This window comes from Aeromicrobium fastidiosum (assembly GCF_017876595.1).
GTDB classification, from domain to species: Bacteria; Actinomycetota; Actinomycetes; order Propionibacteriales; family Nocardioidaceae; genus Aeromicrobium; species Aeromicrobium fastidiosum.
In genome coordinates, this window is sequence record NZ_JAGIOG010000001.1 from 3,085,986 (window position 1) to 3,111,085 (window position 25,100).

Below are 25,100 nucleotides of genomic sequence, written 5' to 3' on the forward strand. Positions count from 1 at the left end.
CGGGCAGCGCACCCCGGGTGCCGGTCAGCCGTAGAGCGACGGCCCGAACGCAGCCCCGATGACGGCCCCGACGACCATGTAGGGACCGAAGGCGTAGCCGCCGGCGTCGACGATCCTCAACCTCGACAGCACGACGCCGAACACCGCCCCGAGGATGAACCCGCCGTACATCCCGACGAACACCTCGCTCGGCCCGAGCGCGCCCAGCGCGAGGGCCAGGACGCCCGAGAGGCGCACGTCGCCGTAGCCGAACGCGCCGCCGAAGAAGCGGTGGCCGACCCAGTACACGAGCCGGAACACCCCGTAGACCACGACATTGGCGATCAGTGCGCGCCACACCACGCCGACGTCGTCGAGGAGCAGCGCACCCAGCGCCACCAGGACGAGCGTGACGACGTACAGCGGCGCGACGATCCGGTACGGCAGCAGGCGCGTGTGCCAGTCGACGAAGGCCAGCCACGACCCGACACCGGCGAGCACGACCCAGACCGGCACCAGCTCGACGTCGTCGACGCGCCACGCGACGAGACCGGCCATCGCGGCTGCGGCCAGGGCCAGCCCCGCGCGCACGAACCTGAGCTCGGCCAGCACCGCATAGGGCAGCTTGTCGGGATCGGCCATGGGCGGCTCGGGCACCCGCCGCAGCGCCTCGGGGCCGAGGGCACCGACGAGCGCAGCGAGGACAGCGGCGGCGATGACGATGGTCACGGGCCGACCCTAGCGAGTCGGGAGGGCACCGAGGGCCGCGTCGCGCAGCAGCTGTGGAGAGACCTGCTGGCCCGTCATGAGCTCGACCTGCAGCGCCGCCTGGTGGGCGAGGAGGTCGAGCCCCGACACGACCGGCACCCCTGCCTCCTCGGCGGCGTGGCCCAGCGGCGTCGGCCAGGGGTCGTAGACGACGTCGAACACGGCCCGCGCGGCGTCGACCAGCTCGTACGACCTGGCTCCGACTGCGTCGCCCGGCACGGTCGACACGAGCAGGTCGACCCGGTCGATCAGCGGCTCGTCGAACAGGCGGATCGTCACGCCGATGCCCCGGCCCCGCACGACGGCCTCCGCCTCGGCCGCCCGAGTGGCGTCGCGGACGATGAACTCGATCTGCTCGGCGCCCGCCCGAGCGAGGGTCAACGCCATCGAGGCCGCCGTCGCGCCGCCACCCAGGATGCGTGCCGTCACGGGACTGCCGACACCTCGCTCGTGGAGCGCCGCCTCGCCGCCCGGCACGTCGGTGTTGTGGGCAGAGATCATCCCGTCCTCGACGATCAGGGTGTTGGCGACGCCGAGCGTCTCGACGTCGCCGCTGCGCTGGTGGGCGACCGACGCGGCCTCCCGCTTGAGCGGCGCCGTGACCGACAGCCCGCGCACGTCGTCGCCGAGGGCACCGACGAACTGCGCCAGCTCGCCGGCCCGCACCTCGACGGGCTCGTACGACCAGTCGAGCCCCAGGTGCGCGTAGGCGGCGCGGTGCATCGCCGGCGACAAGGAGTGGCTGATCGGAGAGCCGAGGACCGCGCAGATCATCGGCGGGACCGGTTCATCCGCAGACACCATCCGGCGCGGTCTTGCAATACTCCTGCAGCTGGGCGACCGCGCGGTTGTGCTCGGCGAACGTGTCGGAGAAGACCGTCTTGCCCGTCTCGAGGTTGACCGCGACGAAGTAGAGCCAACTGCCGTCGGCCGGGTTGAGCGCCGCCTCGATCGTCTTCTCGCCCGGCGACCCGATCGGACCCGGAGGCAGGCCCTGGTTCTGGTACGTGTTGTACGCCGACTCGGCGTTGCGCTCCTCGGGCGTCGTGAACACGTCGCCCTTGCGGCCGCTGACGTACGACACGGTCGAGTCGAGCTGCAGCGGCATGCCGGCGTCGAGGCGGTTGTAGAGCACGCGGGCGACCTTCGGGTAGTCGTCGTCGTTGTTGGCCTCGTACTCGAGGATGCTGGCCACCGTGAGGATCTGCTCGCCCGTGTAGCCCAGCGCCTTGGCACGGGTGCTGATGTCGAGATCGGTCGCGACGGCGACGGTCTTGGCCGTCATCTGCTGGAGCAGCTGGACCGCCGTCGTGCCCGGCGGCACCTCGTAGGTCGCCGGGAACAGATAGCCCTCCGGGTTGCCCTGTGCCACGGCGGGCAGGTCGAGCTCGGCGGGATCCTTGAGCACCGCCTCCAGGTCGGCCTTGGAGATCTCGGTGTTGGCGGCGATGATGTCGACGACCTGGTCGACGCGCGCCCCCTCGGGGATCGTGACCTTGCCCTCGACGCGATTGCCCTTGTCGATCAACGCCCCGAGCGCCGCGTCGGACGACATCTCCTTGCGCAGCGAGAAGTAGCCGGCCTGGACGCTCATGAAGCGGTTGTCGCTGAGGCTCAGCTGGTAGAAGGCCTCGGCACTCTTGACGACACCGGCCTCCTTCAGGATGGTGGCGATCTGCTGGCCACCGGCGCCGTCGGGGATCTGCACCGTGACCGAGCCGGAGCCCTGGCCCGCGTAGTCCTCGGCGGTCGAGAAGAACCGGTCCTTGACCTTTCCGCCCACCCACACGACGGCGAGCACCAGCACCACCACGACGACCAGGGCCACGATGCGGCGTCCCCACGGCTTGCGCGGCGGCGTCTCGGCGCGTCGACGTCCCGGCCCGGTGGGGCCTGCAGGTTCGTCGGGGCCACCTGTCACCAGGTCGAGTCCGCTGTTGCTCATGCGTTCGTCCCCTCCATGCTTTCGCCGGGGGCTGACCCGCGCGTTCGTTCGGCGTCCAGTGCCGTCTGCAGGATCACGGTAGCGGCAGCCTGGTCGATGATGCTGCGTTTGCCCCGCGCGGAGCGCCCGCTGTGTCGGAGCATCGAGTCGGCCGTGATGGTCGACATGCGCTCGTCGAACAGCCGGATCGGCACGGGATCGATCGCGGTCAGCAGCTCGGCGCAGAACGCGCGGACCTTGCCGGCGGCCGGTCCCTCGCGTCCCGAGAGCCCCATCGGCAGGCCCACGACGCACTCGATCGCCTCGTGCTCCCGCACCAGGTCGGCGAGCCGGGCGATGGCCCTCGGCCCCGCCGGGACGGTCTCGACCGGGGTGGCCAGGATGCCGTCGGGGTCGCTGACCGCGACCCCGATGCGGGCATCGCCGACGTCGACGCCGAGCCGTCGCCCGCGCCTCATCCGGCCAGGACCGCCTCGACGGCCGCGAGAGCCGCGGGAATGCCCGCCACGTCGGTGCCGCCGCCCTGGGCGACATCGGCCTTGCCGCCGCCCTTGCCGCCGATCTGCGCACCGACGACCTTGATCAGGTCGTTGGCCGACAGGCCGCGGTCCTGCGCGGCCTCGTTGAGCGCCACGACGGCGGCCGGCTTGTCGCCGGCGTCTCCGATCACGACCACGACGGCCGGCCGGTCGGCCAGGCGCTTGCGGATGTCGAGCGCGATCGTGCGCACGTCTCCCCCGCCGGCACCCGCCGCGTGGTGGCCGACGTACGCGATGCCGCCGATGTCCTTGGCACTGTTGGCGACGTCTCCTGCCGCACCCAGCAGCTGGGAGGCCTTGATCTTCTCGGCCGCCTTCTCGGCGGCCTTCAGCCGCTCCATCAGGTCGTTGACGCGCGCAGGCACGTCCTCGGGCTGGGTCTTCAGCAGATCGGTCAGCTGGCGGACGACGTCGCGCTCCTTGGCGAGGTACTGGAAGCCCTCGATGCCGACGAGCGCCTCGACGCGGCGGTTGCCGGCGCCGACCGAGCCGTCCGACGTGATGACGACCGTGCCGATCTGGGACGACCGGTCGACGTGCGTGCCGCCGCACAGCTCGCGCGACCAGGGGCCGCCGATCTCGACGACGCGCACGTCCTCGCCATACGTCTCGCCGAACAGCGCCAGCGCACCCCACTCGCGTGCCTCCGCGAGCGACATGGTCTGGGCCGTGACGGGCAGGTCGGCGCGCAGGGCGCGGTTGGACGCCTCCTCGACCCCGTGCAGCTGGTCGGGCGACAGTCCGCCGCTCCAGCCGTAGTCGAGCCGCAGGTAGCCCGGACGGTTGTAGGAGCCGGCCTGCAGGGCCGTGGGTCCGAGCACCTCGCGCAGCGCAGCGTGGACGACGTGCGTGCCCGAGTGCGCCTGGCGGGCACCGAGGCGCCACTCGGGATCGACGGCAGCCTCGACGGTCTCGTCGAGAGTCAGCTCGCCGTCGAGCACGCGCACCTGGTGGACGACCAGCCCACGCACGGGGCGCTGGACGTCGAGCACCTCGGCCCGGCCGCCGTCCCAGACCAGGTGGCCGGCATCGGCGTTCTGACCGCCCGACTCGGCGTAGAACGGCGTGCGGTCGAGCACGACCTCGCCGATCGAGCCGGCCGCAATGGTCGGGACGGCTCCGCCGCCGCCGATCAGCGCGAGCACGCGGGACTCGGTCGTCAGGGTCGTGTAGGCCTGCCAGTCGGTCGGGCCATTGGCGTCGAGCGCCGCACGGTAGACCGTCGTGTCGGCGTGGTTGCCCTTCTTGGACTTGGCGTCCGCCTTGGCGCGCGAGCGCTGCTCGGCCATGAGAGCCCGGAACCCGTCCTCGTCGACGCTGAGCCCCTGCTCGGCCGCCATCTCGAGGGTGATGTCGATCGGGAAGCCGTACGTGTCGTGCAGGGTGAAGGCGGCCTCGCCCGACAGGCCCGAACCGCCCTGCTCCTTGACCTTGACCGCGGCGCTCTCGAAGATCTGCGTGCCCTTGCCGAGGGTCTGGCGGAACGCCTCCTCCTCGGCGTAGGCGATCTGCTCGATCCGCGGGAAGTCGGCCTCGAGCTCGGGGTAGGACGCCTTCATGCGCTCGAGGCTGACCGGCAGCAGCAGCGGCAGCGCCGGGTCGTCGAAGCCCAGCAGTCGCATCGACCGCACGGCACGGCGCAGCAGGCGGCGCAGGACGTAGCCGCGGGCCTCGTTGCCCGGCGTGACGCCGTCGCCCATCAGCATCAGGCCGCTGCGGACGTGGTCGGCGATGACGCGGAACCGCACGTCGTCGGTGTGGTCCTTGCCGTAGACGCGGCCCGAGACCTCGGACGCCTTCTCGATGACCGGGAAGACCTCGTCGATCTCGTAGAGGTTGCCCTTGCCCTGCAGCAGGTACGCGACGCGCTCGAGGCCCATACCGGTGTCGATGTTCTTGTTCGGCAGCTCGCCGATGACGTCGAACTGGTCCTTGGCGCGGACGTTGGCGATCTCCTCCTGCATGAACACGAGGTTCCAGATCTCCAGGAAGCGGTCCTCGTCGACGACCGGGCCGCCGTCGGGGCCGAACTCGGGGCCGCGGTCGACGTAGATCTCGCTGCAGGGGCCGCCTGGGCCCGGCACGCCCATGTGCCAGTAGTTGTCGAGCAGTCCGCGGTCCTGGATGCGCTCGTCGGGCAGGCCCGCGACGCGCTTCCAGATCGCGCGTGACTCCTGGTCGCTGTGCAGCACCGTGACCCAGATCTTGTCGGCGTCGATGCCGAGGCCGCCGTCAGCGACCGAGCCCGTGATGAGCGACCAGGCGTGGCTGATCGCGCCTTCCTTGAAGTAGTCGCCGAACGAGAAGTTGCCGTTCATCTGGAAGAACGTGCCGTGCCGCGTGGTCTTGCCGACCTCCTCGATGTCGAGGGTGCGCACACACTTCTGGACGCTCGTCGCGGTGTGCCACGGCGGCGTCTCCTGGCCGAGGAAGTAGGGCTTGAACGGCACCATGCCGGCGTTGACGAACAACAGGTTGGGATCGTCGAACAGCAGCGGTGCCGAAGGCACCACGGTGTGGCCCGCCTGCTCGAAGTGGTCGAGGAATCGGCGGCGGATCTCCGCAGTGTGCATCAGTGGTCCCTCATGTCAGGTGGTGTCAGCTCTGGTGGATCGGTGTGGTCGGTGAGGTCGAGGTGGGCCGGGCCGGCGTCGGACACGAGCCTGCGGGCGATCTCGCGCTCGCGGGTCTGCATGCCGTCGCGGATCTCGGCGTTGAGCTCGCGCCAGCCGACGCCGAGGGCCGAGGCCTGGTCGACGACGCCCGGTGCGGACAGACGGTAGGCCGCCCGGCGTGCCTTGACGGTCGTGTAGACACCCGCCGCCGAGCCGGCGACGAACCAGACGATGCGCGACCTCACGAGCCCAGCCACTGGTCGGACGGTGCGGTGGGCCTGGCGGCGCGCACCGCTCGACGTCCGGCCTGCAGCCGCTCGCGGCGACGGCGACGGTACTCGCGCCGCATCAGCGCGGAGATGCGGTCGCGGCTCTCGGCGCGCAGCGCGTGGGCCACGCCGTGGGCGACGATCGACAGACGGACTCCCGGACGCCCGAGCACGGTCTGGACGACCTGCTGCTGGGTGGGAGGGACGACGAGACGTCCCTCGACGACCCGCGGCTCGAGCTCGGGTGGCATCGGGCGCGGCGCGGGTGCCGCGTCGCGCAGCACGACGTCGGCACGGGGACGCGGATCGGCCGACGCGATCGCCGTGTCGTCCTGCTCCTGCCGCGGGAGGCGGCGCACGGCGCTGACGGCGACGACGGCAGCACCGATGGCCACCACGGCCAGCACCGCGGTCGCCACGAGCATCCAGACCTCCGCCGACATGACGTCGAGCCTATCGCGGCGACGGGCACGGGGACCGGTTGGCCGGGCGGCTCAGCGGTCGCGCAGGATCGAGCGGATCATCGCCAGTCGCTCACCGACGCGCGCCTCGAAGCCGTGCTCGCTCGGCTCGTAGTAGATCGTGCCGTCGACGTCGTCAGGCGCGTACTGCTGGCCCACGACGCCGCGGACGTCATTGTGCGGGTAGCGGTAGTCGTGCCCGTGACCGAGCTTCTTGGCACCCGCGTAGTGGGCGTCGCGCAGGGCCGGCGGCACCGTGCCGACCTTGCCGGCCCGCACATCGGCCATCGCGGCGTCGATCGCGGTGATGACCGCGTTCGACTTGGGCGCGGCCGCGAGGTGGATGACGGCCTGCGCCAGCGGGATGCGCGCCTCGGGGAACCCGATCATCGCGACCGCCTGGGCCGTCGCGGTGGCCAGCGGCAGCGCCGTCGGATCGGCCATGCCGATGTCCTCGCTCGCGTGGATCATGAGGCGGCGGGCAATGAAGCGGGGGTCCTCCCCCGCCTCGATCATCCGGGCCAGGTAGTGCAGGGCCGCGTCGACGTCCGATCCGCGGATCGACTTGATGAAGGCGCTGATGACGTCGTAGTGCTGGTCGCCCTGCCGGTCGTAGCGGACGGCGGCCTTGTCGACGGCCAGCGCGGCGTCCTCGACGTCGATCTCGGCCTTGCCCTGCGTCGTCGCCGCGCCCGCGGCGGCCTCGAGATAGGTCAGCACCCGACGTCCGTCGCCCCCGGCGAGCCGCACGAGGTGGCTCCTGGCCTCGTCCGTCAGCGTGACGACGCCTGCGAGACCGCGCTCGTCGGTGAGCGCCCGGTCGACCAGCACGCCGATGTCGTCATCGGTGAGGCTCTCGAGCGTCAGGAGCAGGCTGCGGCTCAGCAACGGGGAGATCACGCTGAAGTGAGGGTTCTCGGTGGTCGCCGCGACCAGCGAGACCCACCGGTTCTCGACGCCGGGCAGCAGGGCGTCCTGCTGCGACTTGCTGAACCGGTGCACCTCGTCGACGAACAGGACCGTCTCGACGCCCGTCTGGGCCAGCGCGCGCCGCGCACCCGCGATGGTCTCGCGGACCTCCTTGACGCCGGCCGACACCGCGGACACCTCGACGAAGCGGCGATCGGTGTGCGAGCTCAGCAGGCTCGCGATCGTGGTCTTGCCGGTGCCCGGCGGACCCCACAGCAGGATCGTCAGGGGCTGGTTGCCGTCGATCATCTGCCGCAGGGGCGAGCCCGGGGCCAGCAGGTGCTGCTGGCCGACGAGCTCGTCGAGGCTGCGCGGACGCATCCGCACCGCCAGGGGTGCCGACGAATGCGTGTTTCCGCTGAGGCTGCCCGACCCCGATCCGGTCGACGCGACGGGATCGGGGATGTCGAACAACCCGTCAGAGCTCATGCCCCGACCCTATCCGTCCCGCCCTCCGCGGTTTCCCAGGTGAACCCCGGAAGCTTCCGGGGTTCGGGCGCCGTTTTCGGGGTGACGCAGAAAACTGGCACCGCACCCCGGATGCAACCGGGGTGCGGTGCCAGTTCCCCAGGTTCACCTGGGAACCCGCGGGCGGCGGACCGACGGCACTCAGCCGTCGGCGCTGACGCTCCCGTCCGGCGACTCGACCGTCGCGGGCTTCGGCTTGGCGTCGACGCCCGCGTCGCGGCGCTGCTCGGGCGTGATCGGCGCGGGCGCGGCCGTCAGCGGGTCGTAGCCGCCGCCCGACTTCGGGAACGCGATGACCTCGCGGATCGAGTCGGCACCTGCGAGCATCGCGCAGATGCGGTCCATGCCGACAGCGATGCCGCCGTGCGGGGGCGCGCCGAACGTGAAGGCGTCGAGCAGGAAGCCGAACTTCTCCTGCGCCTCCTCCTCGCCGATGCCCATCAACGCGAACACGCGCTTCTGCACGTCCTCGCGGTGGATACGGATCGACCCGCCGCCGAGCTCGCTGCCGTTGCAGACGATGTCGTACGCCCACGCCAAGGCGTTGCCGGGATCGGCGTCGAAGCCGTCGATGTCCTGGGGCGAGGTGAACGCGTGGTGCACGGCCGTCCAGGCACCGGCACCGACAGCCACGTCACCGGAGGCCACGGCGTCGCCGGACGGCTCGAGCAACGGTGCGTCGACGACCCACACGAACTCCCAGGCGTCCTGGTCGATCAGACCGCAGCGCTCGCCGATCTCGAGGCGGGCGGCACCCAGCAGGCCACGGGTCGACTTGGTCGCGCCGGCACCGAAGAAGATGCAGTCGCCGGGCTTGGCGCCGACGTGGTCGGCCAGGCCCTCACGCTCGGCGTCGGTGAGGTTCTTGGCGACAGGACCGCCGAGCTCGCCGTCGTCGCTGATCGTGACGTACGCCAGGCCCTTCGCACCGCGCTGCTTGGCCCACTCCTGCCACGCGTCGAACTGGCGACGCGGCTGCGACGCCCCACCGGGCATGACCACGGCACCGACGTACTCGGCCTGGAAGACCCGGAACGTCGTGTCCTTGAAGTAGTCGGTGCACTCGACGAGCTCCTGGCCCATCCGCAGGTCGGGCTTGTCGGACCCGAACCGGCGCATCGCCTCGGCGTACGTCATGTGCGGGATCGGCGTCGGGATGTCGTAGCCGACGAGGGCCCACATCCGCTTCAGGATGTCCTCCATCAGCGCGAGCACGTCGGCCTGGTCGACGAAGCTCATCTCGATGTCGAGCTGCGTGAACTCGGGCTGGCGGTCGGCGCGGAAGTCTTCGTCGCGGTAGCAGCGCGCGATCTGGTAGTACCGCTCCATGCCACCGACCATCAAGAGCTGCTTGAACAGCTGGGGGCTCTGGGGCAGGGCGTACCAGCTGCCCGGACGCAGGCGCGCCGGCACCAGGAAGTCACGGGCGCCCTCGGGCGTCGAGCGGGTCAGCGTCGGCGTCTCGATCTCGACGAAGTCGCGGTCCTCCAGCACCGAGCGGGCCGCGGCGTTGACCTTGCTGCGCAGGCGGATCGCGGCGGCGGGACCGCTGCGACGCAGGTCGAGGTAGCGGTACTTGAGGCGGGCCTCCTCGCCGACGGAGCCGGCCGAGGACGAACCGGCGTCGTCGATGGGGAACGGCAGCGGAGCCGCGGCGCTGAGGATCTCGACGTCGTCCGCGACGACCTCGATGTCGCCCGTGGGGATGCCGGCGTTCTCGTTGCCGGCGGGACGCTGCTGCACCGTGCCGACGATCTTGAGGCAGTACTCGGCACGCAGCTGGTGGGCCACGTCCTCGCGCACGACGACCTGGACGACACCGGAGGCCTCGCGCAGGTCGATGAAGGCGACGCCACCGTGGTCTCGACGGCGCGCGACCCATCCGGCGAGCGTCACCTGCTGACCGATGTGCTCGGTGCGCAGGCTTCCGGCGTCATGGGTGCGGATCACGAGAGTTGCTCCTTGGGGAGGATCGTCGGGGTGAGGTCGGAGGTGGGAGGCGACCACGTGTCGGGGCTGGCCTCGACCTGGTCGCCGGAGCGGATGTCCTTGACCGAGGTCGGCGGGAACCAGACGTACGGTATGCCACGCTTCTCGGCGTACTGGATCTGCTTGCCGAAGCGGTCGGCCTTGGCGGCGACCTCGGTGGGGATGCCGCGGGCGCGCAGCTGCTGGGCGATCGCGGTGCTGTCGGCGCGGGAGTCCTCGTCGTCGACCGCGACCAGCACGGCGGACGGCACCGACCGGGACGCTGACAGGGCCAGCGGGACGAGCAGGCGCGAGACGCCCAGCGAGATGCCGACGCCGGGATACGTCGAGCGACGGTCCTTGGCCAGCTCGTCGTAGCGTCCGCCCGAGCAGATCGAGCCGAGGTGCTCCCAGCCCTCGAGGCGAGTCTCGAACACCGTGCCGGTGTAGTAGTCGAGCCCGCGCGCGATGCGCAGGTCGGCGGTGACGACGACGCCGTCGACGCCCGAGGCACCATCGACGACCTGGGCGAGCTCGGCAACGCCCTCTGCCAGCAGCTCGTGCTCGACGCCCAGTGCCTCGACGCGCCCGACGAACGACGTGTCGGTCGTGACGATCTCGGCCAGGGCGAGGACGCGGTCGGCCTGCGAGGCGTCGAGACCCTGCTCGACCAGCAGCTCGTGGATGCGCTCGGCCGGCACCTTGTCGAGCTTGTCGACGACCTGCATGACCGCGACCGGATCGGTGATGCCGAGACCCAGGTAGAAGCCCTCGAGGATCTTGCGGTTGCTGATCTGCAGCGTCGCCGTGGGGATCGGCAGGCCGGCCAGCGCCTCGGCCATGACCCGGGCGACCTCGACGTCGAAGTGGAAGGGCAGGACGTCGCGGGCCACGATGTCGATGTCGGCCTGCGTGAACTCGCGGAACCGTCCCTGCTGGGGACGTTCGCCGCGCCACACCTTCTGGATCTGCCAGCGGCGGAACGGGAAGTCGAGCTTGCCGGCGTTCTCGAGCACGTAGCGGGCGAACGGGACCGTCAGGTCGTAGTGCAGCGCCAGCTCGGCCGGCTCGTCGTCCGCGGCGGCCAGCCGCTTGACGGCGTAGACCTCCTTGTCGATCTCGCCCTTGCGCAGCAGGACGTCCAGCGGCTCGACGGCCCGCGTCTCGATGTTGGCGAAGCCGTGCAGCTCGAACGTGCGGCGCAGGTGGTCGAGCACCTGCTGCTCGACGATGCGCTCGCTCGGGAGGAACTCCGGGAACCCGGAGAGCTTCTTGCTCATGACGCGACCTCGGCCAGGAACGGGTTGGTCGCGCGCTCGCGGCCGATCGACGTCTGGCCGCCGTGTCCGGGCAGCACCACGACGTCGTCGGCGAGCGGGAGGACGCGATCGCGCAGGCTCTGCTGCATCTCGGCGTGGGAGCCGCCCGTGAGGTCGGTGCGGCCGATCGAGCCGGCGAACAGGAAGTCGCCCGAGAACATGACCTGCGAGACGTCCTCGGGTCCGTCGTAGTCGACGCGATAGAACACGGTGCCGGGCGTGTGTCCGGGCACGTGGTCGACCGTGAACGTCAGGCCGTCGACCTCGATCTCGGCCCCGTCGACGGCGTCGCGCACGTCGGCGGGCTCGGTGAAGTCGGGCAGGTCGGTCATGCCGAGCTGGGAGCGCAGCATCGCGGCCGACTGGCCGGAGATCGCCGCCATCGGATCGCTCAGCAGGTGACGGTCGGCGGGGTGGATCCAGACGGGGCACCCGAACTCGGCTGCGACGTCCTGCGCGTTCCACATGTGGTCGAAGTGGCCGTGGGTGATGAGCACCGCGACGGGCCGCAGGTTGTGCTCGGCGACGACCTGTCGGATGCCCTCGATCGAGTCCATCCCGGGGTCGACGATCGCGCATCCGGCACCCGGGCCGCGTGACACGAAATAGCAGTTCGCCTGCAGCGGACCGGCCGGAAAAGACGTGAGAAGCACGTCCGACAGGGTACGCGAGGCGGGCGGGCGCACTCCACGCAGTCGTCGCCCTAGACTGTCGCCCATGAGTTCTGCGCCCACGAACCCCTGGGGTCGTGTAGATGACGACGGCAACGTCTACGTCAAGACCACCGACGGCGAACGACTGATAGGCCAGTGGCCCGGGGGCGACCCCGCCGAGGCGATGGCGTTGTACGTACGTCGCTTCGAGGGTCTCGAGACCGAGGTGGGGCTGCTCGAGGCGCGGCTCAAGGGCGGCACGGTCTCCCCCGACGACGCCGCGAAGGCCATGACGAAGGTACGCGCCCAGCTCGTCGACGCCCAGGCGATGGGCGATCTCGACTCGCTGGTCACGCGACTCGACGCTCTGCAGCCCGCGATCGACGAGCAGCGCGAGCAGCGCAAGATCGAGCGCGCGGCCAAGGTTGCCGAGGCACAGACCGAGAAGACCCGCATCGCCGGCGAGGCCGAGAAGATCGCCGCCGGATCCGACTGGAAGAGCGGCGCCGACAAGCTGCGCGCCCTGCTCGACGAGTGGAAGGCGCTGCCGCGGCTCAGCAAGTCGGCCGACGACGAGCTGTGGCACCGGTTCAGCTCGGCGCGCACGACGTACACCCGTCGCCGCAAGAGCCACTTCGGTGAGCAGTCGACGCTCCGTGACGCCGCGAAGGTCGTCAAGGAGAAGCTCATCGCCGAGGCCGAGGCGCTCTCGACGTCCACCGAGTGGGGTCCGACGGCCGGCAAGTACCGCGATCTCATGACGGAGTGGAAGAAGGCCGGCTCGGCCCCCCGCAACGTCGAGGACAAGCTCTGGAAGCGGTTCCGCGCCGCGCAGGACGTGTTCTTCGAGGCGCGCGACGAGGCCAACACGGCTCTCGACGCCGAGTACGAGGTCAACGCCGACAAGAAGCTCGAGATCCTGGCCGACGCCGAGAAGCTCCTGCCGATCACGAACGTCGACGCCGCCCGCAAGGCGTGGCTCGACATCGCCGACCGCTGGGAGGCTGCCGGCAAGGTGCCCCGGGCCAAGATCGCCGAGTTCGAGGCGCGCATCCGCAAGGTCGAGCAGGCCGTCAAGGACGCGACCGACAGCGTCTGGAAGAAGACCGACCCCGAGAAGTCGGCCCGCGCCGACGACATGATCGGCAAGCTCCAGCGCGCGATCGACGAGGTGCAGGCCAAGCTCACCGCCGCCGAGGCCAAGGGCGACGCCAAGAAGGCCAAGGACCTGCAGAAGGACCTCGAGTCCAAGCAAGCCTTCCTGGAGATGGCCAAGAAGGCCCAAGCCGACTTCTCCTGACGCTGACGCGTGGGTTCCGCCCCGCTGACGCGTGGGTTGCGCCCCGCTGACGCGTGGCCTGTGGACGGACGGTTCGACGCCGGCTCCGGGCAGGCACTTGGATCGGTGGCGTGACTGAGCTCGTCAACGACGGATATCCGTTCACCGTGCCGCAGGGTCGCGATCTCGGGCTCGACCCGAAGCGCCTGCGATCCATGTACGCGCTCGGCACCCTCCGCCGAGAGTTTCGCGGCGTGTACGTCGACGCGCGCGTCCCCGACTCCCGCCGGGGCCGCATGCGCGCCTTGCGCCTCGTGACTCCCGCGAACGCGGTCGTCTGCGACGAGACCGCCGCGTGGGTCATGGGCCTGGACGTCTTCGCGCCCGGCGACCGCCACGACTTCACCCCCGCCATGGTGCTCCAGCACGGCGGCTCGCGCATCGTCCGACCTGGGAGCCGCGGCAGGCAGGCCATCCTGCGCTCCGAGGACGTCGACTTCGTCGAAGGCATCCACCTGACCACGCCGCTGCGGACGGTCTCGGACCTTCTCCGCTCGATGTACCGACCGTACGCACTCGCCGCGGCGGACGCCTTCGCCGCGGCCGGGCTCGTTCGCCCGCCCGAGGTCGTCGACTACGTCGCCCGTCTCAACGGATATCGCGGCATCGTGCAGGCCCGGAGCCTGGCGGCTGTCATCGAGCCCAAGACCCAGTCCCCCGGCGAGTCGTGGCAGCGGCTTCGGATGATCGACGCGGGCTTCCCCCTGCCCGAGGCGCAGCACGAGGTGGTCGACGACTTCGGGCGAACCTTCTTCATCGACCTGTCGTACCCGGAGCGCCTCATCGGCAGCGAGTTCGACGGTCGGGAGTTCCACACCGATGCCGGCCACCGGCAGCACGACGACGACCGGCGCGGGTACCTCACCGACGTGTACGGATGGCGATGGATCAATGGCACGCGAAGTCGGATCTTCGGAACAGACACCTCGTTCGAGGACGAGCTGGGCACGGCGCTCGGCATGACGCCCTTGGCCCGCCGCTGGGGACATCGCGGCTGAGCGGGGCGCAAACAGGCTCTTCCCAGATGAGGGTGTAGGTCGGCCGGGCGCGTCGGTCCGCAGATAGACGTCGAGGTCTCCCGACGATGGAGGTTCCTACGCCATCCATCCGAAAGACCTCGACGTGACCGACGCTACCCCGCCGGCCGGCCTCGGCCGCCCTGACCTGACCGCCTTCGCGTCTCATCCCAATCGACCCTGATCGGGTCTGCTGACCCCCTCGACGAGAACGCAGCGACATCACAGCCACCCAACCCCGACCGGCCGGGAAGCCGGGGCACGTCACATGCCCTGTGCTGCGGGCGTGTCGAGTGGGTCGTCCAGGGGCGACGCAGGAGCGTCGACGCGACGTGCTGAGAGGTGGTTCCAACCGGGCGCTAGGACACCGGCTACAGGCATGGCGATAGGTCAGGAACGGCGTCGCTCCCTGCGCAGGAGGGAGCGCAGGGTCTCGGCGTTCGCGTAGCCGACCCGTAGCGCGATCTCGGCGGAGGTGAGGTCCGTGGTTGCTGAGAGGTGCCGAGCTCGTTCGATGCGAAGCCGTTGGACGAAGCCGAGCGGAGTGAGGTTGAGCGCCGCACGGACTCGTCGTTCGAGGGTGCGCCGGCTGGTGCCGAGCGACTGCGCGACGAAGGCGACGTTGAACGGTTCGTCCAGGCGGGCGCGCACGAAGCGTTCGAACTCGACGACGATCGGGTCCTCGTGCCGGAGATGTTCGTAGGCGACGAAGGCCGCCTGCGACGGACGCTCGTCGATGATGAGGAGCTTGGCGACATGTTGGGCCAGGTCGGGGCTGATCGATCGCACGAGTGAGAGCGCGAGGTCGATGTGGGCGAACGCGGCGCCGGCGGTGACGAGGTTCCCGTCCACGACGACCATGGTGTCGAGATCGAGGGCGACGGTCGGATAGCGCTTCAGGAACTCCGGCCCCAGGAACCAGCTGGTCGTCGCCCGCCGATGATGCATCCGTCCGGTCTCGGCGACGGCGAACACGCCGGTGCACGCCGCGGCGATCCGGGTGGTCGCGTCGTCGAGGCGCCCGAGCGAGGCGATGACCGAACGAGCATCTCGGCTCTGGAGGGCGTCGTTGGTAGCGGCGGCCGTGAGGGTTCCAAGCGCAGGGACGACGACCACGTCGAACTCTCCGGACTCCGACAGCGGGTGGTCAACCGACAGGGTCATCGATGCCGTCGTGGTCACTCGCCGTTTCGGTCCGAGGATGGCGAGTTCGATCGGGTCGATCCGCGGGTCGATATCGCCGCGGGCTCCGTCGGCCACCCGCACGATGTCGATGACCGACGCGACAGCCGAACCGAAGCAGCCGTCGATCGCGATCAGTCCGATACGCATGGCGCGAACAATAGCAATACTGTCGTATACGCCACTCCCCATCGGCCCTCGCTCGTCATACGCTGAACTCGCCCCACGAAGAACCCCGACTTCAAGGAGAACCCCTCATGTCCACACCCGCATCACTTCCGTATGCCTTCGTCGCCAAGATCGTCGCGGCCGATGGACAGCACGACGCGCTCGCCGATCTGCTCGCCGGCGCTGTCGCACTCGCCAACGAAGAAGTGGGAACGATTGTCTGGTTCGCGGCTAGAACCCACGCCGACACCTTTTGGATCTTCGATGCATTCCCCGACGAGGCCGCTCGCGACGCCCACGCCAACGGCGCCATCGTCGCAGCCCTGATGGCCAACCAGCACCTCCTCGGCGCAGCACCCGAGATCCTGGCGGCCGACGTCCTCGCGTCCAAGCTCCCGTAGTCCGCCAACGCACGAGACGATCGCGCCCCGCCGAGCCGTCGGACCCGACCGCCTCGACACCCGCACCACGTTGACGATCCCCGACGGGCCGATCACGAGGGGGCCAGGCAACACCAGGCGCAAGCCTGGAGCGGCACTGGTTCACCGGTGGTCATCGAGAGAGCCAGCGCGGTTCCGTGGCAGCGCAACTGTGTCAACTTGCCCTCCGTCCCGCTAGGCGCCGTGGGCGGGTCTTGGTTGCGATCCGTTGCCGTGACGGGAGACGCGTTGCGCGTCGCAGCGATGACGGGTCGTTGGCGTTGCGTTCGTGCGCGTCGCCCGTGCGGCATGGAACATCTCGCTGCGCACACACCGGTCGCTGCGCCGACGCACCGTTGACACCTCGCACGTCCAGGTCGCGACACAACGCCACGCCGCGTTGCCGAGCGGAGCGAGGCCTATCAGCACACGGACAGGATGCCGGCCGCGAGCGCTCAGCCGGCGAGGGGTCCGTCGCAGAGGAGAGCGACGTCGGTGTCGGGCAGAGCCGTGAGGCCAGCGCATCGCGCGACCACCAGAACCGAACCGCCCCTGCCCTGCGTTTCCGGAGGTCAGGGGCTGTTCGCCAGAGCCGCCTGCCGGAATCGAACCGACGACCTAATCACGTCGGCTTTGCGTCTATCGCTTGATGCGCCCACTGGGCGAACGAGCCGCTGACCTGCGCACACGCCGAGAGTGGGGGGCGCTGCCATCCGGCGGTGACCGACGACGACCGACCAGTACCGACCGTTTCACCGGAGCTTGCGGCGGCGGCGAAGCCGAGCAAGCTCCATTCTTTTAGCTCACCGCGCCCTCCTCCTAGCCGGTCCCGTCGTCGTCGAAGACGTTTCAGGGGTCTTCCCAGATGACGGTGTAGGTCGGCCGGGCGCGTCGGTCCGCAGATAGACGTCGAGGTCTCCCGACGACGGAGGTTCCTACGCCATCCATCCGAAAGACCTCGACGTGTCCGACGCTACCCCGCCGGCCGGCCTCGGCCGCCCTGACCTGACCGCCTTCGCTCGACTCGACGGCCTCGGTCTGAGCGTGACCGGGCAACGACTTGAACCGGATCGTGCGGTCCTCGCGTGCCGCGTGGTGGAACCAGATCACTGGTGCCGACGGTGCGGCAGCGAAGGCGCTGCTCGTGACACCGTGATCCGGCGGTTGGCCCACGAGCCGCTGGGCTGGCGACCGACCGTGCTGGAAGTTGTAGTGCGCCGCTACCGCTGTGCCGACTGCGGACACGTGTGGCGCCAAGACACCAGCGCCGCGGCGGAGCCACGCGCGAAGCTCTCGCGCACCGGGCTGCGGTGGGCGCTGGAAGGGATCGTGGTCGCACACCTCACCGTCGCCCGTGTCGCCGAGGGACTCGGGGTCGCGTGGGACACCGCCAACAACGCGGTCCTGGCCGAAGGCAAGCGGCTGCTGATCAACGACCCCACGCGGTTCGAGGGCGTGAAGGTCATTGGCGTCGATGAGCACGTCTGGCGCCACACCAGGCGTGGCGACAAGTACGTCACCGTGATCATCGACCTCACCCCGGTCCGCGATGGCGCCGGCCCAGCAAGGCTGCTGGACATGGTCGAGGGCCGGTCGAAGGCGGCGTTCAAGACCTGGCTCGCCGACCGCGACGACGCCTTCCGTGACGCGGTCACGGTGATGGATCCCTTCCACGTCGTGCGCTTGGCCGGTGACGCCCTCGACAGGTGCCGGCGCCGGGTCCAACTCGCGATCCACGGGCACCGTGGGTTCAGGGACGACCCGCTCTACAAGTCGCGGCGCACGCTGCACACCGGCGCGGACCTGCTCACCGACAAGCAGAGCGACAGGCTACGCGCGCTGTTCGTTGATGACGCTCACGTCGAGGTCGAGGCGAACTGGGGTGTCTACCAGCGCATGATCGCCGCCTATCGCCACGAGGACCGGCAACGTGGCCGCGAGCTCGTGGAGAAGCTGAGCACCGACCTCAGCGCCGGCGTCCCCAAGGTGCTCACCGAGCTCACCACCCTGGGCCGGACCCTGAAGAAGCGAGCCGCTGACGTGCTCGCCTACTTCGAACGACCCGGCACCAGCAACGGGCCGACCGAGGCGCTCAACGGACGGCTCGAACACCTGCGCGGCTCCGCACTCGGGTTTCGCAACCTGACCAACTACATCGCCCGAAGCCTGCTCGAGACCGGCGGCTTCAGACCCCAACTTCTACACCCCCGATTGGGATGAGCCCGCAAACCACGTGTCAGCGGGGCGCAAACCACGCGTCAGCGGGGCGGAACCCACGCGTCAGCGGGGCGGAACCCACGCGTCAGCGTTATTGGGTGAGGCGGTAGACGTCGAAGACGCCCTCGACGGTGCGGACGGCCGACAGCACGTGGCCCAGGTGCTTGGGATCGGCCATCTCGAAGGTGAACTTCGACTTGGCGACGCGGTCGCGTCCGGTCGACAGCGACGCCGACAGGATGTTGACGTGCTGGTCGGAGATGACCCGGGTGATGTCGCTGAGCAGCCGCGGACGATCGAGGCCCTCGACCTGCACCGCCACCAGGAACGTGCTCTTGCCGGTCGGTGCCCACCGCACCTGCACGAGGCGCTCCGGCTGACTCCGCAGGGCGAGCAGGTTGACGCAGTCGGTGCGGTGCACCGAGACCCCGGCACCGCGCGTGACGAAGCCCTCGATGTCATCGCCCGGCACCGGGGTGCAGCATCGCGCGAGCTTGATCATGACGTCGCCGTCGAGGCCCTCGACGATGACGCCGGCGTCGCGGTTCTCGGAGCGGGGACGCTGCCGGCCGATGCCCGGGAGCGTCGTGGCCTCGGCGAGGTCCTCCTGCGCGCCCTCACGTCCGCCTGCGAGGTCGATGACGCGCTCGACGACGCTCTGGGGCCCGACGTTGCCCTCGCCGACGGCCGCGTACAGCATCGAGACGTCGGGCAGGTGCAGCTCCTGCGCGACGGTGGACAGCGTCTCGTGCTTGAAGAGCCGGTGCAGCGGCAGGCCCTCCTTACGCATCTGCTTGGCGATGAGGTCCTTGCCTCGCTCGATGGCCTCCTCGCGCCGCTCCTTGGTGAACCACTGGCGGATCTTGTTGCGTGCCCGGGGGCTGGCGACGAACTCGAGCCAGTCGCGGCTCGGGCCGGCGTCGGCAGACTTGGAGGTGAACACCTCGACGACGTCGCCGCTCTCGAGCGTCGACTCCAGCGAGACCAGGCGCCCGTTGACGCGGGCCCCGATGCACGCGTGGCCCACCTCGGTGTGCACGGCGTAGGCGAAGTCGACGGGCGTCGCGTCGGCCGGCAGCTGGATGAGGTCGCCGCGAGGCGTGTAGGCGTAGACGCCCGCGTTGTTGATCTCGAAGCGCAGAGAGTCGAGGAAGTCGACCGAGTCCTCGGTCTCGGACTGCCAGTCGAGCACCTCGCGCAGCCACAGCATGTCGTTGCCGTCGGAGCTCTGGCCGTCCTTCGCGCCGGCGGACGCGTCCTCCTTGTACTTCCAGTGCGCCGCGACACCGTACTCGGCACGACGGTGCATCGCGTACGTGCGGATCTGCAGCTCGACGGGCTTGCCCTGCGGGCCTATGACTGTCGTGTGCAACGACTGGTACATGTTGAACTTCGGGACGGAGATGTAGTCCTTGAAGCGTCCGGGGATCGGGTTCCAGCGGGCGTGCAGGACGCCCAGGACGCCATAGCAGTCGGCCACCGAGTCGACGAGGATGCGCACGCCGACCAGGTCGAAGATCTCGGAGAACTCTCGGCCCCCGAGCAGCATCTTCTGGTAGATCGAGTAGTAGTGCTTGGGACGACTCGACACCGTGGCCTTGAGCTTGACGTGCCGCAAGTCGGACTCGACCTCGCTCGTGACGCGCTCGAGGAACTGCCCCCGCGACGGCGCGCGATCGGCCACGAGTCGCACGATCTCGTCGTAGACCTTGGGGTGCAGGGTCGCGAACGCGAGATCCTCGAGCTCCCACTTGATCGTGTTCATGCCCAAGCGGTGGGCCAGTGGCGCGAAGATCTCGATGGTCTCGCGCGCGATGCGCTCCTGCTTGTCCTGCCGCAGGTAGCGCAGGGTGCGCATGTTGTGGAGGCGGTCGGCGAGCTTGATCACGAGGACGCGGATGTCGCGGCTCATCGCCACGACCATCTTGCGGATCGTCTCGGACTGGGCCGAGTCGCCGTACTTGACCTTGTCGAGCTTGGTCACGCCGTCGACGAGGTGCCTGACCTCGTCGCCGAAGTCGGCCGTCAGCTGATCGAGCGTGTAGGACGTGTCCTCGACGGTGTCGTGCAGCAGCGCCGCGCACAGCGTCGGCGTGGTCATCCCGAGCTCGGCCAGGATCGTGGCCACGGCGAGCGGGTGCGTGATGTACGGGTCGCCGCTCTTGCGCTTCTGACCGTCGTGCATCCGCTCGGCGATCTCGTAGGCCTTCTGGATCGCGGCGATCTCACCCTTGGGGTGGGTCGCGCGGTAGACCTTGATCAGCGGGTCGAGGACGTCGACGCTGCCAGCCCGGCTCCCGCCGATGCGGGCCAGGCGGTTGCGCACGCGCGCGGAAGCGGGCACCGAGTCGGTGTTCTTCGACTCGATCGACGGGGTCTCGATGCGATCAGCCACGCGCTCTCCTCACTGTGTGTCCAGTCTAGTCGGCAGGGGGTCGCCCGCCGGCCGGGTCAGGCGAGCTGGCCGAGCAGGGTCGCCGCCGTGCCGAGCACGAGGATCGCCACGAGCACGAGAGCGACGATGCGGACCTGTCGGGGATTCATGGGGTCTCCGTTCGTTCGGGGTGTTCGGGGTGGTGTGGCAGCTGGGCCGTCAGTACGTGCGCAGGGTGCCGCAACCAGTGTCGCCGAGGCGAGCGCGCCCGCCGAGGGCGAGCAGCTCGATCAGCACGAGGTTGCCGGCCACCGTCGCGCCGGCCTGCGACACCAGGTCGGCCGCCGCCAGCAGGGTGCCCCCGGTGGCCAGCACGTCGTCGACGACGAGCACCCGTGAACCGGCGGTCACGGCGTCGACGTGCATCTCCATCGTCGCCGAGCCGTACTCGAGGTCGTAGGACGTCGACAGCGACTCCGACGGCAGCTTGCCGGCCTTGCGGACGGGCACGAAGCCCACGCCGAGGCGCAGCGCGATCGACGGCCCGAACAAGAAGCCGCGTGCCTCGATGCCGAGCACCGCGTCGACGGGTCCCGCCGCCTGCGCGAGCGTGACGAGGCCGTCGATCACGGCGTCGTAGGCAACCGGATCGCCCAGCAGCGGGGTGATGTCGCGGAACGTCACCCCCGGCTCGGGCCAGTCGGCGATGGGGCGCACCAGTCGGTCGATGATGGGGTCGAGCTCGGTCACGAAGGTCCTTCGGGGTGAGGTGGTGGGCCGGATCGAGCTGTCGGCACGGGTCAGCTGGTACCGAGGTCGACCTTGCACGTGTCCTTCGCCTGCTGGGCGATGTCGGCACGCGCGTCGGTGAACTTCTTGCTGTTGAGCTTCTGCAGGTCGGCCGCGAACGACGTCACCTTGGTCAGGTCGACGCCCTCGGGCACCTGACCGGCCTGGATCTTCGGCAGGTCGTCGAACGACAACCCGGCGTCCTTCAGGGCGTCCTCGACCGACGATGCTGCGTCGTCGAGGACCTTCCACTGGTCCTTGAGGTCGTCGGGTGCCGCGTCGGCCAGCCGGTGGAACGTGGCAAAGCCCTTCTCGAGCTCGCTCAGGTCACCGGCCGACAACGTGTCGAACGTGGTCTTGGCCGACTTCAGCTCGTCGCAGTAGCTGCCGCTCGCACCGTCTGCCCCGTCGCCGCCGCTGCACGCGGTGAGGGACGCCGCCAGGACGGCACCGGCCAGTGCCAGGGTGATCTTCACGTGTGCTCCTCCTCGCGACAGGTGCAGGACCGTCCCGCGCCGCTGATCAGGTGTGGTCAGCATGATGGCACGAGACGGTGACACCGTCGGTCAGGAACCCCCCTTACCGCGCTGCGAGCGGGGCTTGCGGGAGGGCTGGGCACGCTTGGCCGCGCCGGACGACTGCACGGCACGTGCCGGGGACGCCGCGGCGACCGCGACGGGAGCGGACTCCTCCTTGGCGCGTCGTGCGAGCACCCGTGCCGCCTGCGCCTTCATCGCGGGCTCGTGCTCCTTGAGCTGCGCCACGAGCGGCGTGGCGATGAAGATCGACGAGTAGGTGCCGGCAGCCATGCCGACGAACAGCGCGAGAGCCAGGTCCTTGAGCGGACCTGTGCCCAGGACGCCAGCGCCCACGATGAGCAGCGCCGCGACCGGGAGCAGCGCCGTGATGGAGGTGTTGATCGAGCGCACCAACGTCTGGTTGACGGCGAGGTTGGCCTGCTCGGAGTACGTCTTGGTCGTCGACGTCAGGATGCCCTTGGTGTTCTCGCGCACCTTGTCGAACACGACGACGGTGTCGTACAACGAGTAGCCGAGGATCGTCAGCAGGCCCGTCACGGTCGCCGGCGTCACCTCGAAGCCCGACAGCGCGTAGACACCACCGGTGATCACGAGGTCGTGCGCCAGGGCCACGATGCCGGCGACCGACATCCGCCACTCGCGGAAGTAGCCCCAGATGAAGATCACGATGATCACCAAGAACACGATCAGGCCGGTCAGCGCCTTGGTGGCGACCTGCTTGCCGTACGTGGGGCCGATCAGGTTCTGGCTGACCTCGGTGGCACCGGCCTTCTCGAGCGAGGCCGAGACCTGCGTCGCCTGGTCCTGGGTCAGGGCCCGGGTCTGGATGCGGATCGTGTCGGCACCTGCGGTCTGCACCGTCGGGTCACCGGCCTCCGGCACTCCCGAGTCCTCGACCGCCGCGACCATGTCGTCGGCGGTGGCGGAGTTGGCGACCTTGACCTGCGCAGTGAACTCGACGCCGCCCTTGAACTCGACCCCGTAGTTGAAGCCGCGCACCATGAACGCCAGGGCCGCCAGGACGACGATGGCCGCCGAGATGGAGTACCAGAGCTTGCGCCGTCCGACGAAGTCGAAGGAGACGCGGCCCTCGTAGAGGTGCTGTCCGAACGTGCTGATGCGACCCATCAGGAGACCTTTCCAGCGGTGCCGGCGGGGCGTGAGGTGCGGGCGATCTCGGAGACCTTGCGGCCCTTGATGCCCAAGTGGGACGCGTCGAGGCCGGAGAGCTTGTGCCCCTGGCCGAAGAACTTCGTGCGGGCCAGCAGCGACACCAGCGGCTTGGTGAAGAAGAACACGACGAACACGTCGATCAGCGTCGTCAGGCCGAGCGCGAAGGCGAACCCTCGCACGACGCCGATCGCGAAGATGAACAGCGTCAGCGCCGCGATGATCGACACCGCGTCGGCCGCCAGGATCGTGCCACGGGCACGCACCCAGCCGGCCTCGACCGCGAGCCTCAACGACTTGCCGTCGCGCACCTCGTCGCGGATGCGTTCGAAGAACACGATGAACGAGTCGGCCGTGATGCCGATCGCGACGATGAGTCCGGCGATGCCCGGCAGGGTCAGCGTGAAGCCCACGCCCTTGCCGAGCAGCAGCACCATGACGTAGGTCAGGGCGGCGGCGACCAGCAGCGAGCCGATGATCACCAGTCCGAGACCGCGGTAGTAGAACAGGCAGTAGACGATGACGAGCAGCAGCCCGATGGCACCGGCCACGAGCCCGGCCTTGAGCTGCGTGCCGGCCAGCGAGGGTCCGATCTCCTCGCTGCCGTTGACGCTGAACGTCAGGGGCAGCGCGCCGAACTTGAGCTGGTTGGACAGCTCCTTGGCGGTCGTCGCCGTGAAGCCGCCCGTGATCGAGGAGACTCCGTTGGTGATCGCGGCCTGCGATGCGGGGGCGGTGATGACCTCGCCGTCGAGCACCACGGCGAACGGGCTCTGCGCGGGGGTCAGGGCCGTCGTGATGGTCTTGAACACGACCTTGCTCTCACCCTTGAGCTTGAGCTGGACGCTCCACTCGGCGCGCTGCGAGTCGTACATCGGCTCGGCACTCGAGATGTCGGAGCCCGGGATGACCGTGGGGCTGAGGATCAGCACCTGGCCCGTCGAGGCGTCGCACGTCACGAGGGGCTTGCCGGCCGTGTCGTCGACCTCGACGCCGTTGGGGTCGCAGACGAATCCGGCGGCTTCCTGCTGCAGCGCCGTGATGGCCGGCTGCACGTCGGCCGGCAGGGACGTGACGCCCTGGGTCTCGGCGGCGATCATCTGGTCGAGCGTCAGCTTCGACCAGTCGACCTTGTCGATGACGGCCTGCTGGGCCGTGACGTCGGCGGGGGCCGTCGCGCTGGGCAGACCGCCGGCCCACACGAGCCGGAAGCGCAGCTGTGCGGTCTTGCCGACCTCGTCGACGATGTTGGCGCGCTTCTCGCCCGGGATCTCGACGATGATCTGGTCGCCGCCCTGGGTCGTGACCTCGGCCTCGGCGACGCCCGAGGCGTTGACGCGCTGGTCGATGATGTTGCGCGCCTGCTCGAGCTTCTCGGTGTCGACCTTGCCGCTGTCGGCCTTGGCCTCGAACGTGATGCGGGTGCCGCCCTCGAGGTCGAGACCGAGCTTGGGGTGCCACGCGCTGTCGTCGCCCTTCGAGGCCGTGGCACCGATGAGGGCGACCAGGCCGTAGAGGGCGATGATCGTCGCGAGGAACACGATGAGCGTGCGATGCGGACGAGCGCGGTTGGCGCTGCGCTGGGGCTTGGTGGCCATCAGATGTCGGTGCCTGTCTGGTCAGGTGCGGGCTCCACGACGCGGGACACCGCGTGACGGTTGACGGTCACGACGGTCTCGGGCGCGATGCGCAGCTGGACGGTCTCGTCGTCGATGCCGTCGATCCGGCCGAAGATGCCGCTCGCGATCATGACCTGCTGGCCGACGGTGAGCTGGCTCTGCAGCTGCTGGAACTGGCGACGGTTCGCGCGTGCGGGTCGGATGACCAGCAGCAGGAACGCGACGACCAGGATGACGAGGGGGAGAACAGACGCCCAGTCGTTCACGGTGGAGACTCCGTTGTGCGTGTGAGGAGACCCGCGCAGCGCGGGCCAT

The 25,100-nt window shown here is 69.7% G+C and carries 22 protein-coding genes; 4 read left to right on the top strand and 18 right to left on the bottom strand.

Features of this window, described 5'->3' with window-relative positions:
• Positions 1–24 precede the first annotated feature (24 nt).
• The 11 genes from JOF40_RS15405 to JOF40_RS15455 form a co-directional block, all read right to left on the bottom strand.
• Positions 25–708 (bottom strand): prepilin peptidase, encoded by a 684-nt coding sequence (locus JOF40_RS15405; RefSeq protein ID WP_129183928.1) that lies wholly within the window; start codon positions 706–708, stop codon positions 25–27.
• A 9-nt stretch (positions 709–717) separates the two neighbouring features.
• Positions 718–1,521 (bottom strand): shikimate dehydrogenase, encoded by an 804-nt coding sequence (locus tag JOF40_RS15410; protein ID WP_188111824.1) that lies wholly within the window; start codon positions 1,519–1,521, stop codon positions 718–720.
• A 13-nt stretch (positions 1,522–1,534) separates the two neighbouring features.
• The gene (gene mltG, locus JOF40_RS15415) at positions 1,535–2,692 is read right to left on the bottom strand and encodes an endolytic transglycosylase MltG (RefSeq protein ID WP_129183924.1); all 1,158 of its coding nucleotides are present in this window, start codon (positions 2,690–2,692) and stop codon (positions 1,535–1,537) included.
• Entirely contained in the window at positions 2,689–3,150 is a 462-nt protein-coding gene (gene ruvX, locus JOF40_RS15420; protein ID WP_129183922.1) for a Holliday junction resolvase RuvX, read from the bottom strand. Before ruvX ends, mltG begins: the two co-directional genes overlap by 4 nt.
• Positions 3,147–5,804 (bottom strand): alanine--tRNA ligase, encoded by a 2,658-nt coding sequence (gene alaS, locus JOF40_RS15425; RefSeq protein ID WP_129183920.1) that lies wholly within the window; start codon positions 5,802–5,804, stop codon positions 3,147–3,149. The genes ruvX and alaS overlap by 4 nt, the downstream gene beginning before the upstream one ends.
• Complete coding sequence (locus tag JOF40_RS15430; RefSeq protein WP_129183918.1) at positions 5,804–6,091, bottom strand: DUF6167 family protein; 288 nt, start codon at positions 6,089–6,091, stop codon at positions 5,804–5,806. The genes alaS and JOF40_RS15430 overlap by 1 nt, the downstream gene beginning before the upstream one ends.
• Complete coding sequence (locus JOF40_RS15435) at positions 6,088–6,558, bottom strand: hypothetical protein (RefSeq protein WP_129183916.1); 471 nt, start codon at positions 6,556–6,558, stop codon at positions 6,088–6,090. The genes JOF40_RS15430 and JOF40_RS15435 overlap by 4 nt, the downstream gene beginning before the upstream one ends.
• 51 nt (positions 6,559–6,609) lie before the next feature.
• Complete coding sequence (locus tag JOF40_RS15440) at positions 6,610–7,974, bottom strand: replication-associated recombination protein A (RefSeq protein WP_129183914.1); 1,365 nt, start codon at positions 7,972–7,974, stop codon at positions 6,610–6,612.
• Between the two features lie 180 nt (positions 7,975–8,154).
• Positions 8,155–9,963, bottom strand: a complete 1,809-nt coding sequence (aspS, locus tag JOF40_RS15445) for an aspartate--tRNA ligase (RefSeq protein WP_129183912.1) — start codon at positions 9,961–9,963, stop codon at positions 8,155–8,157.
• Positions 9,960–11,261, bottom strand: a complete 1,302-nt coding sequence (hisS, locus tag JOF40_RS15450) for a histidine--tRNA ligase (RefSeq protein WP_129183910.1) — start codon at positions 11,259–11,261, stop codon at positions 9,960–9,962. The genes aspS and hisS overlap by 4 nt, the downstream gene beginning before the upstream one ends.
• The gene (locus JOF40_RS15455; protein WP_129183908.1) at positions 11,258–11,953 is read right to left on the bottom strand and encodes an MBL fold metallo-hydrolase; all 696 of its coding nucleotides are present in this window, start codon (positions 11,951–11,953) and stop codon (positions 11,258–11,260) included. Before JOF40_RS15455 ends, hisS begins: the two co-directional genes overlap by 4 nt.
• A 64-nt stretch (positions 11,954–12,017) precedes the next feature.
• Between JOF40_RS15455 and JOF40_RS15460 the strand changes: the two genes are divergently transcribed.
• A complete protein-coding gene (locus JOF40_RS15460) occupies positions 12,018–13,253 on the top strand; it encodes a DUF349 domain-containing protein (RefSeq protein WP_129183907.1) in 1,236 nt (411 codons plus the stop codon).
• A gap of 110 nt (positions 13,254–13,363) precedes the next feature.
• Positions 13,364–14,290 carry a type IV toxin-antitoxin system AbiEi family antitoxin gene (locus JOF40_RS15465; RefSeq protein WP_129183905.1) on the top strand — a complete coding sequence of 309 codons (927 nt, stop codon included), beginning with the start codon at positions 13,364–13,366 and terminating at the stop codon, positions 14,288–14,290.
• 408 nt (positions 14,291–14,698) lie between these two features.
• Here the strand turns inward: JOF40_RS15465 and JOF40_RS15470 are convergent, their stop codons facing one another.
• Positions 14,699–15,574: a GlxA family transcriptional regulator gene (locus JOF40_RS15470; protein ID WP_425458193.1), complete on the bottom strand. Its 876-nt coding sequence runs from the start codon at positions 15,572–15,574 to the stop codon at positions 14,699–14,701.
• A gap of 173 nt (positions 15,575–15,747) precedes the next feature.
• Between JOF40_RS15470 and JOF40_RS15475 the strand changes: the two genes are divergently transcribed.
• Positions 15,748–16,059: a putative quinol monooxygenase gene (locus JOF40_RS15475; RefSeq protein ID WP_006247389.1), complete on the top strand. Its 312-nt coding sequence runs from the start codon at positions 15,748–15,750 to the stop codon at positions 16,057–16,059.
• 981 nt (positions 16,060–17,040) lie between these two features.
• The gene (locus JOF40_RS15480) at positions 17,041–18,297 is read left to right on the top strand and encodes a transposase (RefSeq protein WP_129183901.1); all 1,257 of its coding nucleotides are present in this window, start codon (positions 17,041–17,043) and stop codon (positions 18,295–18,297) included.
• Positions 18,298–18,385: 88 nt separating this feature from the next.
• Here the strand turns inward: JOF40_RS15480 and JOF40_RS15485 are convergent, their stop codons facing one another.
• The 6 genes from JOF40_RS15485 to yajC form a co-directional block, all read right to left on the bottom strand.
• Positions 18,386–20,620 (bottom strand): RelA/SpoT family protein, encoded by a 2,235-nt coding sequence (locus tag JOF40_RS15485; RefSeq protein ID WP_188111863.1) that lies wholly within the window; start codon positions 20,618–20,620, stop codon positions 18,386–18,388.
• Between the two features lie 267 nt (positions 20,621–20,887).
• Positions 20,888–21,418 carry an adenine phosphoribosyltransferase gene (locus tag JOF40_RS15490; protein ID WP_129183899.1) on the bottom strand — a complete coding sequence of 177 codons (531 nt, stop codon included), beginning with the start codon at positions 21,416–21,418 and terminating at the stop codon, positions 20,888–20,890.
• Between the two features lie 50 nt (positions 21,419–21,468).
• Entirely contained in the window at positions 21,469–21,933 is a 465-nt protein-coding gene (locus JOF40_RS15495) for a hypothetical protein (protein WP_129183897.1), read from the bottom strand.
• Between the two features lie 90 nt (positions 21,934–22,023).
• Positions 22,024–23,124 carry a protein translocase subunit SecF gene (secF, locus tag JOF40_RS15500; RefSeq protein WP_188111823.1) on the bottom strand — a complete coding sequence of 367 codons (1,101 nt, stop codon included), beginning with the start codon at positions 23,122–23,124 and terminating at the stop codon, positions 22,024–22,026.
• Positions 23,124–24,764, bottom strand: coding sequence for a protein translocase subunit SecD (gene secD / locus JOF40_RS15505; RefSeq protein WP_188111822.1), 1,641 nt, complete (start codon positions 24,762–24,764; stop codon positions 23,124–23,126). Before secD ends, secF begins: the two co-directional genes overlap by 1 nt.
• Positions 24,764–25,051 carry a preprotein translocase subunit YajC gene (yajC, locus tag JOF40_RS15510; RefSeq protein ID WP_188111821.1) on the bottom strand — a complete coding sequence of 96 codons (288 nt, stop codon included), beginning with the start codon at positions 25,049–25,051 and terminating at the stop codon, positions 24,764–24,766. Before yajC ends, secD begins: the two co-directional genes overlap by 1 nt.
• Between the last annotated feature and the right edge of the window lie 49 nt (positions 25,052–25,100).

What these genes read in the sequence shown, in the direction of transcription:
- JOF40_RS15475 (WP_006247389.1), top strand. Translation starts at nt 15,748, where the DNA reads ATGTCCACACCCGCATCACTTCCGTATGCCTTCGTCGCCAAGATCGTC.
- ruvX (WP_129183922.1), bottom strand. Translation starts at nt 3,150, where the DNA reads ATGAGGCGCGGGCGACGGCTCGGCGTCGACGTCGGCGATGCCCGCATC.
- mltG (WP_129183924.1), bottom strand. Translation starts at nt 2,692, where the DNA reads ATGAGCAACAGCGGACTCGACCTGGTGACAGGTGGCCCCGACGAACCT.
- hisS (WP_129183910.1), bottom strand. Translation starts at nt 11,261, where the DNA reads ATGAGCAAGAAGCTCTCCGGGTTCCCGGAGTTCCTCCCGAGCGAGCGC.
- JOF40_RS15435 (WP_129183916.1), bottom strand. Translation starts at nt 6,558, where the DNA reads ATGTCGGCGGAGGTCTGGATGCTCGTGGCGACCGCGGTGCTGGCCGTG.
- JOF40_RS15440 (WP_129183914.1), bottom strand. Translation starts at nt 7,974, where the DNA reads ATGAGCTCTGACGGGTTGTTCGACATCCCCGATCCCGTCGCGTCGACC.
- JOF40_RS15460 (WP_129183907.1), top strand. Translation starts at nt 12,018, where the DNA reads ATGAGTTCTGCGCCCACGAACCCCTGGGGTCGTGTAGATGACGACGGC.
- alaS (WP_129183920.1), bottom strand. Translation starts at nt 5,804, where the DNA reads ATGCACACTGCGGAGATCCGCCGCCGATTCCTCGACCACTTCGAGCAG.
- secF (WP_188111823.1), bottom strand. Translation starts at nt 23,124, where the DNA reads ATGGGTCGCATCAGCACGTTCGGACAGCACCTCTACGAGGGCCGCGTC.
- JOF40_RS15410 (WP_188111824.1), bottom strand. Translation starts at nt 1,521, where the DNA reads ATGATCTGCGCGGTCCTCGGCTCTCCGATCAGCCACTCCTTGTCGCCG.
- secD (WP_188111822.1), bottom strand. Translation starts at nt 24,764, where the DNA reads ATGGCCACCAAGCCCCAGCGCAGCGCCAACCGCGCTCGTCCGCATCGC.